Raw genomic sequence first — 16,843 nt, forward strand, 5'->3', positions numbered from 1 at the left:
AACCATCATCAAAAACTCGCCGCATCTATCTCATAGACGATACGTTCGAGAACGGCTTTGGAAAGCATCGCATGACCCCTCATAAATAACTAAACCTATTAACCTTTTGCTTATGCGATTGGCTGTAGCAATGAAACGTGAGATAATTCTTCCTCCGCCGCGGCGAGCGCTTCCTTTATTTCATTCATATGCAGAAGGTGTTTCTCCAGGTTGTCTTTGTTGTTGTCATAGTCTCTGATGATCTTGTCCAGCTGGTTCTTAAGATTGGCGGAGAATAGGTTGAGCTGCCCATCGACGAATTTGACATAGCGTTCATTGGATGTGTGGATATTGGCCGAGAGCTCTTCGATCAGCTTGTCAATATGATCGTGCACATATTGGTTGAGACTGTCCCGAATCGGCGCAAGCTCAATGCGATGGATCTCCTGCGCACTAGCCCGATTGCTGAATAAATTTTTGAACAATCCGACTACCCCGCCGACAATGGCTCCCGCGATATTGCCGATACCCGGCAATATAATGCCCGAACCAAAGCCGATGCCAGCTCCTTTGAGGACATCCTTCATCATGCTTCCTTGCTCCTGCGTCTGCTCTTCCCGATGCGATTCGATGTTCTCCTCATCAATGTTGATCTGATTGGTCATCGTGTGTTCTAAATCGCCCATGCGGAACACTTGGAACTGAAGATTCATTCTTTTGCCGACTATCGCGTTGGCTTCTTCCGACAAGTCTGCGAAGGCTTTAACGAGCTTGTCATTGATTTCCCCTTGCGTATCCATGACCGATCGTTGGATCTTATCCGTTTCCCGGTTCAACATGACTTGAAGCGCGGACACGACGGTTTGTTGCATGGATTGAACCTGCTCGATCAAATAATTCTGGTCCGGGCCTTGGACATACTCTCGCGACATGTAGGTATTCAGGATCTCTTTTGACTGAGGAACCAAGGTAGCCAGAATCCCGTTAATACGCTGCTTCAAAACATCTATTACCTGTTTAGGAATGACTTTCAGTCTTTCCCCTTCTTGGCGAAGCTGTTCGATTCGTTTTTTGCTCTCTTGAACGTTCGTCAACAATTCCGCGTTATTGCGGGTCGATAGCTCGATTTGGGATTGGACGGCATTCCGGGAATTTCCAATGACCTGCTGCAGGCGGTCCACGGCATTATCGACCAGTTTGACGCTGGCGGTGCCGAAAATTCTGTCGATTATATTACGCTCGACATGAAGAATGCCGCTGTCTTCCAGAAGCGTCGCGGCAAACCGCTCCGGTTTCGGAACTACGGTGAAAAATTCGCCATCCATCTCCACTTCCCTTGCATACTTGACTCCATAATCCTTTTTCATCGCTTCTTTGGCTTCAGCGGTCGCCGTTCCGAGCATAACGCTGCGCGCAAGCTGGGCTTGCTTGGCCGAGAAAGCAAATACCTGAGGATCTTGGATAACGGGCGCATACGTCCGAATCAAACTCCGCACGCTCTCGATGACCTGTTCGACGGTGCCATCTTTGGCCTGCAGGGCATCAATCTTATTGACCAAGAAATAAATCTTGTTCTGGTCTCGCGCGAGATCCTCCCGATTCTCGAAGATGTTCCTCAAGATGGTTGCGTTGGTGTCCGTCTTTAATACTTGAAAATCAAGCAGCATAATCAATGCGTCGGAATCCCTTAATTTCTCCAGGGCGACTCGTTGAAGTTCGGATACATCCACGTCCGTTACTTGCGCTTCATTCGGTCCCGGCGTATCGACAAGAATAAAATTTTGCACCAAATCACGGTATTGCGTCTGTTCGAGAGCAAGCACGGGGCTTTCCACAAAATATTTCTCGATGTATGGTACTTCGTTTGTAGCGCGGGAGGCTCTCACATCCAGATGGAAGTTTTGCTCGAGCGTACGTTCGGCATCCGCTGAAATTTTGACGGAGCGGCCATCTTTATATACTTTAATTACTTCCTCTCCCCGCTTCCCCGCATGCTTGATTTCGGTGATGGCGGCCGTACAAGCCTGAGTTTCATTGGGAAGCAGATCCCTGCCGAGCAATGCGTTAAACGTTGTGGACTTGCCGGCCTTCATGGCGGCGATGATCGATACGACATATCGGCGATCATACAAATTGCTGCGGGTTTGAACGAGTATGGCTTGGGCTCGCTCGTCGTTTTTGAGAAAATCGTCTTTCGTAATGAAAGCTTCAAGCTTGTCAATCAATGATATGAGTCCCTGAATCTGATCGAGCTGCATGTGATCCCTCTTTCCGAGTATTCCTTCGCTTTTTTGTGTTGCGTTTGCTGATTATCATGTTCCAGCGGTTTGAAATTCCGCTTCGGCTTATGCCTTTGACGCCATTTTTTTCGCTCTTCGTTTTATTTATAAGTATCGAAGTCGTCCGTTCGACATAGACGGCGTGCATCGCGTTCTGCATGCACTCATTCCTCGTCAAGATTCCCGACGCTTGATTTTTCAAAGAAATTCCATGACCGCCATTGGCGTTCGCTGCGTTCTGCTCAAAGACAATTTGGACGTCATCTTCAGCCCGGATGCCATCGCCGCCATTCTCGTTTATTCTATTATTCACGATTGACGCGACGGATTCCCTTGTTACATGAATACCTGTCGACCGGTTTTTGACAATGCTGTTTCCGTCAGCTCTCACGTTCGCGTTGCCGCTGAGCAAGAAACCTTGTCCGTTCTCGCTGGCGGTATTGGACAAGAGCACCAGACTCGTTCGACCGTCGGCTCTCAGTCCGATTTGATTGACGCTAATCAGGTTGGAACGAATGACGCATTCCGCCTTGTCCTCGCTCAGAATTCCGATTTCGCTGCCAGACACCCGATTGTCGACGAGCTCGGGACATGCTTGCTCACCTATGTAGATACCCGTCTTCACATTGCCCGTCACGGTGTTCCTCTGGACGATACAAGCACTGTTGCTCCCAAGCAGAAGTATGCCTCTCTCCATGTTCCTGTCAACTCGATTCTCCCGAATAATCGCACCGGCACGACCATTCGCTTGCATGCCAATCTCATTCTCTTGGATGCTGTTGCCGGTAAGAACGGGATGGCTGCTTCCCCTGCACATAATGCCGACAGCGTTGAACTCTATACTATTCTCCGTTGCCTCGCCGGCGCCCGTGTCCCCATAAATCAAGCCAACTTTATTACGCATCAGCCTATTCCGTGCAAGCACCGGAACAGCTTGATCGTAAATGGCGATACCCTGTGCGTTTCCGCTGCAGAAGCTCTCTTCGACCTGAAGTTTTCCGTTGCTTCGAATTCGAATGCCGTCACCCGAACAACTCGCAATGTCCAATGAATGAAGCGAGCCGCTTGTCCGTCCATTCAACTCCATTCCCGTCGATCCACCTTGGATATGGATGGAGTGAAAATTGACGGCAGCGTCCTCTTTGGCCAAGATGCCCGTGGCGCAGGAAGACACCTTAAGTTCCGACGCTGTGCATAACGAGCTACCTGCGAGGGTAATAGCTGTGTCGGCGTGATAAGCAAAGCGCGAGCGATGGAGCGTCAACTCAGCCTCATCTGAACAACTTACTCCTTTATCGGTATGCGAGCATTCCCCGTTCTCGATCACGGCCGAGGACTTCTTGGAAATTACGTAACCGACCTTTCCTTGCCTAACGGCTCCACCATGGCTCTTCAGCAACGCTTGATCGGTGACGGCCATTCCTGTTCCATTGTTCTCGCAGACTGTGTTTTGAAGACTAGGCTTAGCAGCCCCGCTGACCATAACTCCAATGTTGTTGTTCGAACAGACGTTATTGCTGAAGTTTCCTGCCGCGCTTTCGCTGACGGCTATTCCGGCGGCCCGGTTGCCAATGCACCGATTATTGAATAACTTCGCTTCAGACTGACCTTGAAGCACAATGCCGTTCTCGTTATTCTCGCATTGGTTCTGAGATAGCCTAGGCTGTGCCTTGTCTAGCACGACGATGCCGGCCAGACGGTTGTCCACGCACGTATTAAGGTCCATTTGCGATTCGCTTGAGCCGCCTATGCATATTCCTGCCTCGTTGCCCTCGAATCTATTGTTCGTTACCTCAGGCTTCGCGCTCTCTCTCACTTCAACTCCGAACCGGCTATTATTTCTGTAAGTATTATTGTGGAGCTTCCCCGCAGCTGTGCCCTGCACGAGCATCCCCGTCTGGTTACTCCGGCATTCATTTCCATAGATGTCCGGATTTGCTTCATTCTCGAATTGGATTCCCACGGTATTGTCTTCGAATAGATTGTTCAAGATTTTTCCCATAGCTTGCCCTCGGACCGCAATGCCCGCCTTCTTGTTCTGGTGAAACTGATTGCCTGATACGTAGGCAGCCGACGCGCCGTCGGCTGCTAATCCGGTGGCATTAGCTTTGAATATGACACTTTTTATGATCGGCATCGCCTCGTCCGTCACATGCACAGCGGAACTTGTATGGACTGCGAGCTCGCAGTCCGTTATGGTCCCCCCTGCTTTCCCGGCGAATTGCACGCCTGTCCCATTCCTTTCGAAGCGGGTGTCGTTTAATTTAACTATACTTCCACCGGATCCTGTTATCCCGCTCTGCTTGCATTCCGTCAAATGGCTTCCGTATACCCGCAATTGGCAATGATCCGATGCCTCGATACCGACCGAAAAGCGATTGAATGTGCAGTTCCGAATCTCCGCTTCCAGATTTCCTTCCAGGCGTAAGCCTATCTGCCCGAGCTCGCCTTCAAAGGTGCATTCGTTAAAGGTCGCGAATCGGCCTCGAAGACTTACCGCCGGGCCGGAAGAGTGAACGGTTAAACGAACCTTCTCCATGGAGAACAGCGCTTCTTCACTCGCTAAATTGAACGCGCCTTTGGACTCCAATCGAATGACCGTATCGTTCCCTGCTCCTCGTATGACGAGACCGTGCTTAAGCTCGTGCCTCCTCTTGATTGTGAATGTTCCGGCAGGAAGCTGGATGAGTTCATCGGGGCCTGCGCTTCGGATCAAGGAGTCTAGCACGCCGTTTTCAGGCAACCTGACAGGTTCCATTTGCATTAGTGAAGCCGTGTGTCGCAAGAAGGCATTCGTCTGCCGTGCAGTGCTCAAGAAAATCGATTTGGATTGGATCTCGCTTTCGTATCCGGCCAACTCCGCGTCGATTGCTTTTATACTTGATTGAGTTCGAGTCAACGCTTCCATTATAGGGCTGATAACCAAGGACAACAAAGCTTTAGGGTAGCGTTCGTATTTCACTTGAATGATTTCGTCTTTCAGTTTTCTATCATACTTCTTGAGCGCCTCTCCCATCGCCAGCTTGGCATGTTGTACGGCGCTTGCAATCGAATACGAATAATTCGTGTCCGTAAAAAATAGCAAAAAGCTTTTCGTATGCGCTTCAGTCACAATTTCATTGCGAAATTGCTGTTGGTGCAATTGGACCGCATCCGCACGGTGCTCGCGGAGCATGTCTGGATGTACTATCAGCGATTCCGGCAATGCATCAAGACGCAGACGCTCGCCTAATTCCTGCTGGAGCGTCATTAATTGCCGATTCAATTCTTGCGCTCTTCTCCCGAAAGCAGCTGCCGTTTCGCCAAAGAAATTGCCCTTTCCTATCGTCGATAGCTCGCTTCTAAGCGAATTGTACAATTGTAATGGGTATTTCGAGGCCATATCCTCATACCACGCGTCAAAGATCTGAAGACCTGCCTCCCTAGCAGACGACGAAGCAGGGTAGGCAGCCCCGGAACTCATAGCGACAGGGACGGGAATGGACGGTACGTTATATTTGTGCGCGTTAAGCGCGGTCTGCTCCGTTGAGGCCTTCTTCGTTAAGCCTTCAAAATCATGAATGGCTTCCTCCAAAGCGAGAATGATGTTCTCAAGTGCTTTAAGCTGACGAACACCACGCTCAATTCGCTCTGTGATCCCCTTCATGTCCGAATGGGTTGCATCTTGCAGCTGATCAATTATATTCGAATAAAAGCGCAGAGTGGACGAGAGTCTATTGCCTGCCTCTCTCTCCGCTTCAAGCTCTATATGATCGTAGAGATGACCGAGTACTTTCTCTTCTAATGCAGAGAAACCGCTTTGTTCGAATATCAGTTCATGGTTCTTCTCTGGAGCTGCTCTGACCATGATGTGCTCCCCGTCGATCAGAACCGTCCGTTCCGGCATGTACGAGAGCATGACTCGTCTTTGTGACTCCGTTAGCTCTCCTTTTGGGGTCAGTCGGGCTATGAGAGCTTTTCTCGCGCTTACGGGATAAATCGGATTGCCTTCATATCCCCATGCGCGCAGTGTTTCCCTCACGTCCTCGACGAATTGAACTATGCTTGCGTCCTTGCTTTCATCTAAACGATCCACTTTATTAAGCGCAAAGATAACATGCGGGACAAGATCCGGCCGCAACCGTCGGAGCGAGGATAAGATCTCTTTGTTTTCTTCTGCCCGATAATACTGCGTATCGATAATGTATATAATAACCTTTGCTCTCGAGAGCGACTGATGAAAGATAGATTCGATATGGGCTTTCGTCAATCCGCCATGCTCCATCTCATTAATGCCGGGAGTATCGATGAGGTGAAATGGCATCGCTTTGGGCGCCCTGTCTTTCAGTGCATCCAATTCGTACCGCACCTCGTAGAAGTACGGCTCATGCTGAGGATTTCTTCTGCTGTCGCGGACATCTTCATGGAAGCTTACCGCGAGCTGCTCGCCTATTATAAATTCCGTTCGGTCAGCGAAACGTTTGGCCACCTTCCCGTCATGCGGGGCATGAATGACATCCGTTGTCGTTAATGTGCATGCTTCGGTCTCATTCGGCATGAGGTCGGTGCCTAGCAGCGCGTTAATAAAAGTAGACTTTCCGCTCTTCATCGCTCCAATAACAGCAACAGTAAACGGGCTGCTGTCTGGAGGCTCCGGTTTTAGCTTGCTTGGATCAATAATGTCACGCAGCGCTGGCTCCATATTCAAGCAGCTGGCTAGTAAGTCGTATATTCGATCGAGATGGCCGGTATAGCCGAATGACATCTGTTATGCTTGCTCCCTTCATTCAAGTCCGCCTTCCTCTAATAAAGCAATCCGAGAAATTCGCCAAACGAATCGGCGACAAATTCATAGGTGTATTCTTTTTCATGATTCCATAACACAACAACGGGCTCGCCTTGGCGATACTGATAATATAAACATAAGTAGTTGCCCGCTGAGTCCCCCGCGAAAGGGATCATGTTCGCTCCAATGCGGCCGCTTAACCAGGACGCCACGTCAAACACGTTGACAGTGTAGTCCTCGGTAACCGGCAGGAACGACTTGATCGCCGCCCCCGTTCTTTGGTCTGTGTTAAAACGGGTCAGGCAAGGTCTTGCTCCATGATGTTGTAATTGCACGTCAATATATAGAGCTGGCAAACGGATGTCAAAGGACGATTCAATTACTTTCATGTCCGATATGCTTGCCCTCTTTTTTTCATCAGACCATTGCATGCGCGCGAACTCCTCTATCCCTGTCTAAAATCGGATCCACCGCCCCATAAGGAACGGCCGCCGTCATGTCCGGACTGCATATGCAACTGCTCATCGACGAGCTCCATCTGACCAGGCACTTCGGTATGATGCCATACATAGCCATCCGGCGTTTCCCCGCGCAATATTTGAGCCAGATGGACTTCGTTGAATTCACCGGCAAGCTCCGGCTCGTTTTGAACGGAAGCTGCAAGTTGATGATTCATATAGGCGAATTGCTCTGCATCGGATTCCATGTACATGTCAGGGGGCAATTCACCTGCATATACGTACGGAAAATCCGGAAAGACGCCTTCAATGATGTCCCCGCTCGGCATCGTGACGACGACTGATTCGTAAGGCACTCCCGATTCAGGGTGCTCGATTCCCACCAGGTGGTCGTTAATCGTATCCAAGTGGTGGATGTCTTCTGCCGCTGGTTCAAGGACATCCGTAGGCATGACGGTTTCTGAATCGAGGGGAAGGGCATGAATAGGGTCGACAGGGCCGCTTTCCGGCGCCGCTGAATTCGCTGCATCCGAACCATCCAAAATTTCGAATAGACCGACTCCGATCGTACCGGCTACGGTAAGTTTAAGAAGGTTGGAAACTCCACGCCTTACCTTGGTCCGGTCGTTTGATGCAATCCCCCGTTCGACCTCTATTCCATCCTTGATCAGCTGTCGCACGCCATGCTCGGTATTTGAAATCGTTTCTTCGATTTGATTTCTAATCGTTACCTTCCCGGAGGCAAGCTTCTCTTCATCGCGGTCAACCAGGCCGGCTCCGATAATCAGCGCACCATCAGCCAGATTTCCAACCGATTCGAAAGTATACGCGGTCGACTGTTTAATCCTTTGGCCGAGTTCCCTTAGCGTTTCATTTTTTGCGAGATTCCCGATATTTTGAATAGAACCGCCTAAGACTTCCCCTGCAGACTCTCCAAATATCTTGCCGGCCTTATTCAGAGACATGGCTATTCTCCTATCCATGGATTTGTTATTGATTAGGTATTTTACAGGAGATTTATAATCATATATTTAACCACTAGTGGATCTTTTGTTCAGTATTTAACAGGACTATATTCCTTATTTTCGACATGAGACATCAAATCCCTCCTAAAGGAGTGAATTATTCACATTCCCATAATTAATTCAAAATATCTAAAGAAATATAAATGATGACATAGCCGTCCAAGCTTAATTAACATGTTGAGAGAAGAAAAAAAAGCACATTAACGCTGGAATATCCAATTATTCGCGATCCAGTTACTTGTGAAGCCGAAGGGGCTGTCTCAAACTACCATGGCCTTACGGCCACCACCATTAATGAAAATGAACTTGGCCTGTGACACTATTTGTTCCATACTGGAACTGCAGGTCACAGGCCGTTACTTTATTGGTAGGCCACACTCTGGGTCTCAAACCGGCCGACTGTATCCCACGAGCACCGCCGATTGTGCCAAGAGCACGTGTATAAAAAATCTTTTTCTATGAGGATACATGGCCTGCATAAATCCTACGGATGAGGTGATGGGGATGGAGGCGATTTTAGAACGCTGTGCAGGACTGGATGTTCATCAGGAGACCGTTGTTGCTTGTGTTCTTTACGGTGAATTAGAGCGCAAGCCAAAGCAAGAAATCCGTACCTTTTCTACAACCACAAGGGGATTACTTGCGCTTAATGATTGGTTGAATGAATGGGAATGTACGCATATCGCCATGGAAAGCACAGGAGTGTATTGGAAGCCGGTCTGGAACATTTTGGAGGGCGCGTTCACACTCATACTTGCAAATGCCAGAAGGATTAAGAATGTGCCTGGGCGTAAGACGGACGTTGCCGACGCTTTCTGGATTGCTCAACTCCTTCGCTCAGGACTCATTTCTCCTAGCTTTGTACCTCCCGTGGATATACGGAATCTTCGGGACCTGACGCGCTATCGCCGAAAATTACTTGGCCATGCAACAGCTGAGAAAAATCGAGTGCATAAGATTTTACAGGATGCAAATGTGAAGCTCACGACGTATATTAGCGATATATTTGGCGTATCCGGTCGTGCACTTTTAGAATCCATCATTAATGGAGAAGTTTTGGATGCTGATGAGGTCCGAGAAAAGGTAAAGACTTCCCTAAAACGCAAAGTCCCTGAGCTACTTGAGGCGTTAGATGGACGAATGAACAAACATCATCGTATGATGCTGGGAATGCACATTGACCACTTGTCCTACATCGAGAGGCAATTGGAGAAAGTGGAATCGGAAATTGATCAGTTTCTTAAGCCTTACTTGCCATCAATGGAGCTGTTGATCACGATTCCTGGTATTCAGAAGGATGCGGCGGCGGTCATCTTAGCTGAGATCGGGAACGATATGACTTGTTTTGGAGGCGATCCACAACTAGCAGCTTGGGCCGGGTTAAGTCCAGGCAATAACGAAAGTGCTGGAAAAAAGAAAAGCTCGCGAATTGCTAAAGGAAACAAAAGTCTGAAAGCTGTACTTTGCCAAGCAGCCTGGGCAGCAAGTAAATCCAAGGGCACGCGACTGGCATCTTTCTTTTACCGAATACAGAAACGACGAGGGCAGAGGAAGGCAACCATAGCGACAGCACATCTTATTCTAAGAATCATCTACCGAATGCTCAAGGAAAGAGTAGCCTACCGTGAAAAAGGCTGGGACTATCTAACCTCTTCAACACTATCTGTGGAATACTGGATAAAAAAAATCGAGGCCCAGGGATTCAATGTAAAAGTAGAATCCGCCGAAGCCTCTTAAAAAATTTTGACATTCTTGTTTAAGCGGAGAGTGTCTTTTTGCGTTTTTTTGAGGGGGCTATTTTCGTATAAAAGTTGAGTTACAACTTAATATAAGCACTACTTTACTTTTTTAGGCAACGTCGATAACTTTATCACATCATTACCATCGATATACCCTAATTCATATCCATCACGATCTGTTGTAAATACTAGATTAACTTGTCCGACATCACCTGGTAGAAGTTCTGCCGAATTTAATTCGTAATACCCCATTGAACCAATGAATCCTTGAGTGAATTCATTAATTCTAACAGATTGCTCTCCGACTTTTATGAGTACAAAATTACGAACATAAAGAGACTGTAATTTGTCAGTATTATTCTTGATCTTTAGATTGACGGTATAGCCAAGAATGGATATTTCGCTCGATATAATTTCAATATCATATTCAGTAGAAAAATTCATATCTCTTTCCATTGTGCTACCGTCACTCTCACCGATATCCGCATCTTCAACAGCATAATACTCAGAATAGAACTCGATAGTCGATAAGTTTACAAAATTATATGATGAATCTTCACCTACATTCATGGTCAATAGAGTACCGAATTTGTTCTTTCTGAAATAACCATCATTTGAGCCCTGAACCATGTCTGTTATATTAGCAAAACTTTTAGCAATCGTCTGAGGGTCATAATTGCTTACCACAATACTCACACTTCTGTCATTCTCATCAAAAAACATTGTCAGAAACCTACCACTAATCTCCCACTCATATGAAAGTGGGAGCTTTTTCCCTGTTGTATCTGATGTTATATTTTCTCTGCGTTCGCCTTCTCCAATAAGTCCTACAACTTCATCAAGCGTCATGCCTAACTTGAACCCCTCGACGTAAAAACCATCTGACTTCTCGTATATAGTATTTAAATCGATTGGTGCAATTGTTGGACTCGCCATTGGCGAAGGGGATTGAGTTACCCGAACCTCGCCACTATCCATATTGACCGATTTAGATTTTTCATTCTCGATCAACTTATTAGTCGCATCAATTTTTTCTAGAGCTGCTTTATCATCAGGTCTTGAATTCAGTGATTCTTCAAAAAAGATAATCGCTTTATCGTATTCGCCATCGCTCATTGCTTCAATACCTGATTTCATCATGCTATCATACATATCATTATCATTGGAGCAACCAATCAGCATCACTATTGCAACGATAAAGTACAACATTTTAAGGCGCATGATATTCGCATCCCTTCATCATTCTTGAATTACCATCATCTATCTTATTCTTGATCATACCATAATCATCCAAATTTAAGCATTGAATAAGAACATATATTGAAATAAAAAAGAGCAAAGCTCAGATTTTTACCACGGGCTTTGGGAGTTCCACTCTGCCGCCTTTCATTTTCTTGCGCTGGTAACTGGAAACCACGTTGAAGTCCTTCAGGTGCGGAAGGAGCAGCTTCAGTTTCTGCTTCATCAAACAAAGACAACTGCTGTGATTGTCAGAAGAAAATAAAGTTCTAGACTGAAAATGCTTCATTAACGGGCAGTTTAGTGCAGTACTAACGAATCCGTCTATTTAACCTTAATGACTCATGTGAACCTTAGTTCGTCCACGGTTTTTCTTTCCTTATCCATGAGGTCAATAAGATAGGTTTCGAGCCGGCCGAAATCAGACATAGCATAATTAAACGGCATGTTTGGAAATAACGTCAGTTCAAAGTTTCGATCACACGGCCCGGTATTTTATTAGACTAGTATTGGTGTAGATATTATATTGTTTTGTTTATCTTGAGGTGCCAAAATGACAATAATTAGGAGTCCTTAATGGTATGATTTAGACCAGAGCGTAATTGTTGGTAATATTCTCTACTTTCATCTGCCCACACAAGGATGAAAAATCTTTTTCCAATGGTTAAGCAACTGCTGATAAAAGCTATTTCCGGCCACAGAGAGTTGGCTTTCCTGCCTAAGAGGAAGAGCCACTCTTTGATAAAGGCGGCTCTTGCTTATTTGTTTAGGAGGAAGAGGTCGCTTTTTTGCCCCAGCCATAATCTCCAACGCTGGGATAAAAATCAATGACGATGACATTTCATAAGAATTTTGTGTTAATCTTTCCCAAGGTTTGATATAATTTTATGCAGATTTGAAATTATTATTGGAGGGCAAAATGGGTCACGATCTTATTGTTTTTAAGACCGAAACAGATGCTTATGGTACCAATAGAGGATTTGTGTATCAATATTTGAAAACGTTAATTCAGTGGCTAAAGATTTACAGTAATAACTCCACGTATGAACGTATTTTTTGTGAATATGAAGATGATACAAAATTACTCAATGAAGAAAAAAACACTGTAAGATTCACGCAAATGAAATGCTACTCAACGGTGTTTAACCTTGGTCACAGTGATATAAAAAAGTCGCTATATAATTTTTTTATTCTTTATCGTATGTATCCAGAATATGATGGCTATTTTTCATTCGAAACGAATTCACGTGTTTCTTCAAGAGATTATCTCTTGGACGAATGGACTAAAGCACAAAGCACTCTCAGTCAAAATACCAGTCTATTGGGGAAATGTATTGTAGAAATTCGCGATATTTTGAATGAAGCAATTATTGAGACTAGAGATGGTTTGATTACTGGGTTATCAAAGAAAATCTATAAGCTCGAAACAAACGCGAAAAGAATAACAAAAAAAATAAAAGATCAAAAGGCTGCATATAACAATGAAATCGAAGATCTTAAACAAAAAGCTAATGATGTATTAAGTAGCATAGCAGATACCGAAGTGTTAAGTGACTTTGTAACAAGAATTAATTGGCACTTTGATGATATTGATGCCGAAAAGTCAGTAGAGGTTTTAAAGTCAGAAGCCCTTAGTTACATAACAGGTCTAGGGTTAACGTACCCTCCAAACATGATTTTTGGTCGTTTGGTTTCTGAAATAGTATTCAAGTCAAAAGAAGTGACACCCGAAGCCCGTTGTTTAGACTGCTCATTAATGAGGGGGATACTAGCTGAAACTGAAACTGAAATTAAATCTAAGGTAGATCAAAGTATACTTGAACAATTTCAAGACATTATGAATAGGTTAGATTCGGGTTTTGAAGACGTTTCAATGGGAATTGAAGCTATAAAAACAGCTGTGGAAAGAATTGCACCTGCGTCACAAACTCCACTACCATTAGAATACATTGACCTACCAGATACGGATACTTTTGAACCTGAGAAACTTCAAGAAATACTAGATAAAGATCCCGATAAGCAAAGTAACCTTGAAAGAAAAATTAAAAAAATTGTTGAAAATGAGATCGATGAAACCGAACAAGTTAAATTCCTAGTTCAGGTCGCGACTGAACTGCGATGTCGCTATTTGCTGTTTCTTCAGGAACTAAAAGTTAGCAATAGACATAATACATATTCCAACGTAAAGACTCTAGAAGGTAAAGTGAAATATGAATGTACCACCTCCGCAATCAAGCTGAAAAGAGTAAATGATTTAAATCCAATTGATTTTTGGAGTTCGTTTCAAGAGGAATTAGTAAGCTTGGGTAAACAATTCAATCTTCGGGTAAATAAGGATATAGATAAAGAAATCGTTTATGCCCAAATGTATCAAATGGCTGCCGAATGTCATTTAAAGTGGCATAAGGAGGTTGCAACTAAATGAAAGATTACTCTGAATCAATAGATGCAATTAACTTATTTTTTGAAAAACTCGCTAATAACAGTATGGTTCCTGAGGCTGCATCTCTTGAAGAACAGGTTGTTTATGTAGAACCTGATGACGACTTTGACTTTCATGCTTATCGAATTCTTTTGCTAATTAGAACTTGTGGAATTATTAAAGAGCCATTCTTTAATAATTATACGATATACGGACGTAGAAAATTTTCATTTTTCGATTTTTTAATCCGCTATCCTTTTTATTTACAAAAGGTAATCCAAAAGAGTGGAAAGCATTATTTGTTAAATATTATGCATATGCAACCGTACGAAACTGAAAAAGCTTTTTCCCCAATGATCAAATATATTCGCGGGCCGTGGGATCCACGCTATGAGTCAATTTTTAATTATATGATTTGCAAAAAATTAATTGAAGTTAAGTTTTCAAATTATTCCATAGGTCAGAAGGCTTTCTGTATTAGCCTAACTAGCTTGGGGCTAGAAATATCAGAAAAAATCCGTGATATAGAAAAAGAATGGTCAACTAGGATGGATGTTATTAGTAAAATTTTTGCAGACAATACAACTGAAAATTTTATGGAAAAATACATTATTGAAAATTTCCCTGAATTGATCTTAGGCAATTGGAGATGAACCAATGTTTATTGAAGCTGTACTAATCAGGATAGTTACAAGAAATGGACAGAAATATGGCAGATTTATACCTTTTTTATTTAACCATGAGATACACGAGTTTAATATGATTTATGCGGAAAATACTTTAGGCAAATCAACCCTTGTAGAAAGCATTATTTACGGTTTGAATGGTGAAGATATTTATGGTTCGAAAAAAGAAGGAATCGTTAACTACAAAGACATTTTAAGAATGTATATCACTAAAGAACCTATAATAAACGCTGAGATTTTTTTACAACTGAAGTCACAAGAACTTAGAGTAGTAGTTATGAGAGATGCACTTAATCAGGGTCAACCTGTGGTTGTTTTTGAAGATGTACATCTAGAAGAAAAAGATGAGCCAGAGTCTTTATTTCAGAGAGCGCCTAAGCATCATTTTTATAAAATTAAAAAAGATAAAGGGATTAGGGGTAACAAGACATATCAGGAGTTTTTGTTTGATTTTATGAATATTTGTTCTCTAACTGCTCCGACCGATGAAGTTGATTTAATGGATGAGGAACAAGAGATAAAAGATGAACGATTAATATTTTATATACAAAATCTCATGCCCCTTTTTGTAGTGCAACAAGGGGCATGGCATGATATTCAAGCTGTTAATCCACGATATGGGATTCCTGAAATTAAAAAAACAGCTTTCGAAATGATATTAAGGCTATCTGGTACAGAATCCGTTCATTTAAAGAGTGAAATAGAAAAAACAAATGATTTATTAAGAAGTAAGAAGTCTTCTATAGAAGAAGTAGAACAGGTTTTAGGCTTATTGTCTGTCAAATCAATTCAATCTGTCGAGCAAGAAATAAATCGTACAAATGAGTTGATTGATAACTACAGAGACAGGCTTTCTAAAATGGAGCAGAGTGAGGATGACTCCAAAAACGTCATTGCAGAAATTAGAGAGAAATTTAGAAGGTCATCTCAGATTTATAAAAGACATCAAGAACATTTAAATACACTTGATTCTGAAATAGATGAATATACTTACTACATAAATAAGATTGCATCTGACATAGAGAAAAATGATAAATTAAGAACAGCTAAAAAGTTAATTGGAATTTTGCCAATTGAAATGTGCCCACATTGTATGTCAAATCTAAAACTCGATGTGGACCTGGAACTATTTCAGGATAACTGTGGGTTATGTGGAAGTCCCTTGAAAAAAATTGGTGTTTCAGAAAATGAGCAATATATGAACTATTTAAAGGACGAACGAAAGGATTTTGAAGGTTTAAGGAAAAAGAAGCTACAGGAGAAAAAGAATGCGCAAGGACGATTGGTGGTAGCCGAACTGGAGCAAGCAGAATTAAAATCAACATTGGACAATTATGAAGAACAACTCACGCCTAAAAATCTACAACAATACAGTTATTATTCCCGAGAAATAGGTAGATTGGTTAATCAGATAAAACAATTTGAAAAGGATAAAGAAGTCATTCGTCGTTATGATGCTTTAATCGATGAAATAAAAGTTCTAAACGAACAAGTAAAAGAGAAACGAAAAGCGCTTAGAGCTTTGGAATCTAATACCGAACAAGATGAAAACAAACTTAAAAAGTTTGAAGAGTATTTTAAAGCTAACTTAAAGGCGTTGGATTTTTTAAAGAAAGGTCTTGATGAAAACAAAATTGAAGACGAGAAAACAACTAAGAAAAAAGCCAAGATAGACATACAAACTATTTACGATAATATACAAATCGATCGAGATGATTATTTACCAAAAACCGAAGGGAAAAACTTATATTATTTAACTTCAAGCAGCGGTTTGATACGTATAATTTTGTCATACTACGTAGCTTTATTAATGACTGCACTTGACTTTAAGAATGATGTAAACCATCCATTTTTGCTTATCATGGATGAACCTAGGCAGCAGAATTTAGATCTCTTTAGTTTCAACGAATTCATGAAGCTTTTTAAAGAACTACAAGAAAATCACCCAAAAAAGTATCAGGTAATAATTGCTTCATCTGAAAAAGGTGATTGTGATGAAGAAGATATTACTCTGAACATGGGTAAAGAATATCTTATACAAGAAATGTGAACAACGAAAATTGCTTACTCATTGTATCGTGGTGCTCTTATATTCGTTTTATAGGATCCTAGTGGGAAACGATAGTTGAAAAGCAATACTAAAGCTGCCGGCTATAATCGGTAGCTTTTTACGTTAACCGGGAGCGTGGATGCAGCAATACAGCATTTTAGTTGGTTAATCGCTTGTAAAGCCTTTTGTTGGGTCTGCCAA

At 43.2% G+C, this 16,843-nt stretch carries 10 protein-coding genes; 4 read left to right on the forward strand and 6 right to left on the reverse strand.

All coding sequences use genetic code 11. The annotated features are described in order from the left end of the window. Nucleotides 1-110: 110 nt before the first annotated feature. The 4 genes from KJW29_RS24085 to KJW29_RS24100 are packed head-to-tail and all read right to left on the reverse strand — an operon-like array spanning nucleotide 111 to nucleotide 8,446. Nucleotides 111-2,237, reverse strand: coding sequence for a dynamin family protein (locus tag KJW29_RS24085; protein WP_214626549.1), 2,127 nt, complete (start codon nucleotides 2,235-2,237; stop codon nucleotides 111-113). After that, complete coding sequence (locus tag KJW29_RS24090) at nucleotides 2,197-7,002, reverse strand: right-handed parallel beta-helix repeat-containing protein (RefSeq protein ID WP_214626550.1); 4,806 nt, start codon at nucleotides 7,000-7,002, stop codon at nucleotides 2,197-2,199. The genes KJW29_RS24085 and KJW29_RS24090 overlap by 41 nt, the downstream gene beginning before the upstream one ends. A 38-nt stretch (nucleotides 7,003-7,040) precedes the next feature. Further along, nucleotides 7,041-7,454, reverse strand: coding sequence for an SMI1/KNR4 family protein (locus tag KJW29_RS24095; RefSeq protein ID WP_214626551.1), 414 nt, complete (start codon nucleotides 7,452-7,454; stop codon nucleotides 7,041-7,043). Nucleotides 7,455-7,468: 14 nt separating this feature from the next. Beyond that, nucleotides 7,469-8,446 carry an HNH endonuclease gene (locus KJW29_RS24100; RefSeq protein ID WP_214626552.1) on the reverse strand — a complete coding sequence of 326 codons (978 nt, stop codon included), beginning with the start codon at nucleotides 8,444-8,446 and terminating at the stop codon, nucleotides 7,469-7,471. 564 nt (nucleotides 8,447-9,010) lie between these two features. Between KJW29_RS24100 and KJW29_RS24105 the strand changes: the two genes are divergently transcribed. Continuing rightward, complete coding sequence (locus KJW29_RS24105) at nucleotides 9,011-10,243, forward strand: IS110 family RNA-guided transposase (protein WP_214626553.1); 1,233 nt, start codon at nucleotides 9,011-9,013, stop codon at nucleotides 10,241-10,243. A gap of 98 nt (nucleotides 10,244-10,341) precedes the next feature. On the opposite strand, the gene KJW29_RS24110 is transcribed toward KJW29_RS24105, so the two are convergent. Continuing rightward, nucleotides 10,342-11,466: an outer membrane protein assembly factor BamD gene (locus KJW29_RS24110; RefSeq protein WP_214626554.1), complete on the reverse strand. Its 1,125-nt coding sequence runs from the start codon at nucleotides 11,464-11,466 to the stop codon at nucleotides 10,342-10,344. Between the two features lie 65 nt (nucleotides 11,467-11,531). Next, complete coding sequence (locus KJW29_RS24115; protein WP_214626555.1) at nucleotides 11,532-11,717, reverse strand: hypothetical protein; 186 nt, start codon at nucleotides 11,715-11,717, stop codon at nucleotides 11,532-11,534. A gap of 686 nt (nucleotides 11,718-12,403) precedes the next feature. On the opposite strand from KJW29_RS24115, the gene KJW29_RS24120 reads away from it, so the two are divergent. From KJW29_RS24120 to KJW29_RS36240, 3 genes are read left to right on the forward strand one after another with little or no spacing between them, the layout of a single operon-like run. Beyond that, entirely contained in the window at nucleotides 12,404-13,909 is a 1,506-nt protein-coding gene (locus KJW29_RS24120) for a dsDNA nuclease domain-containing protein (protein WP_214626556.1), read from the forward strand. Beyond that, nucleotides 13,906-14,559, forward strand: coding sequence for a hypothetical protein (locus KJW29_RS24125; RefSeq protein ID WP_214626557.1), 654 nt, complete (start codon nucleotides 13,906-13,908; stop codon nucleotides 14,557-14,559). Before KJW29_RS24120 ends, KJW29_RS24125 begins: the two co-directional genes overlap by 4 nt. Nucleotides 14,560-14,563: 4 nt before the next feature. Next, nucleotides 14,564-16,642 carry a coiled-coil domain-containing protein gene (locus tag KJW29_RS36240; RefSeq protein ID WP_246608355.1) on the forward strand — a complete coding sequence of 693 codons (2,079 nt, stop codon included), beginning with the start codon at nucleotides 14,564-14,566 and terminating at the stop codon, nucleotides 16,640-16,642. Nucleotides 16,643-16,843 lie beyond the last annotated feature (201 nt).

The sequence above is a fragment of the Paenibacillus agaridevorans genome, assembly GCF_018604145.1.
In the GTDB taxonomy this organism is placed as follows: domain Bacteria; phylum Bacillota; class Bacilli; order Paenibacillales; family Paenibacillaceae; genus Pristimantibacillus; species Pristimantibacillus agaridevorans.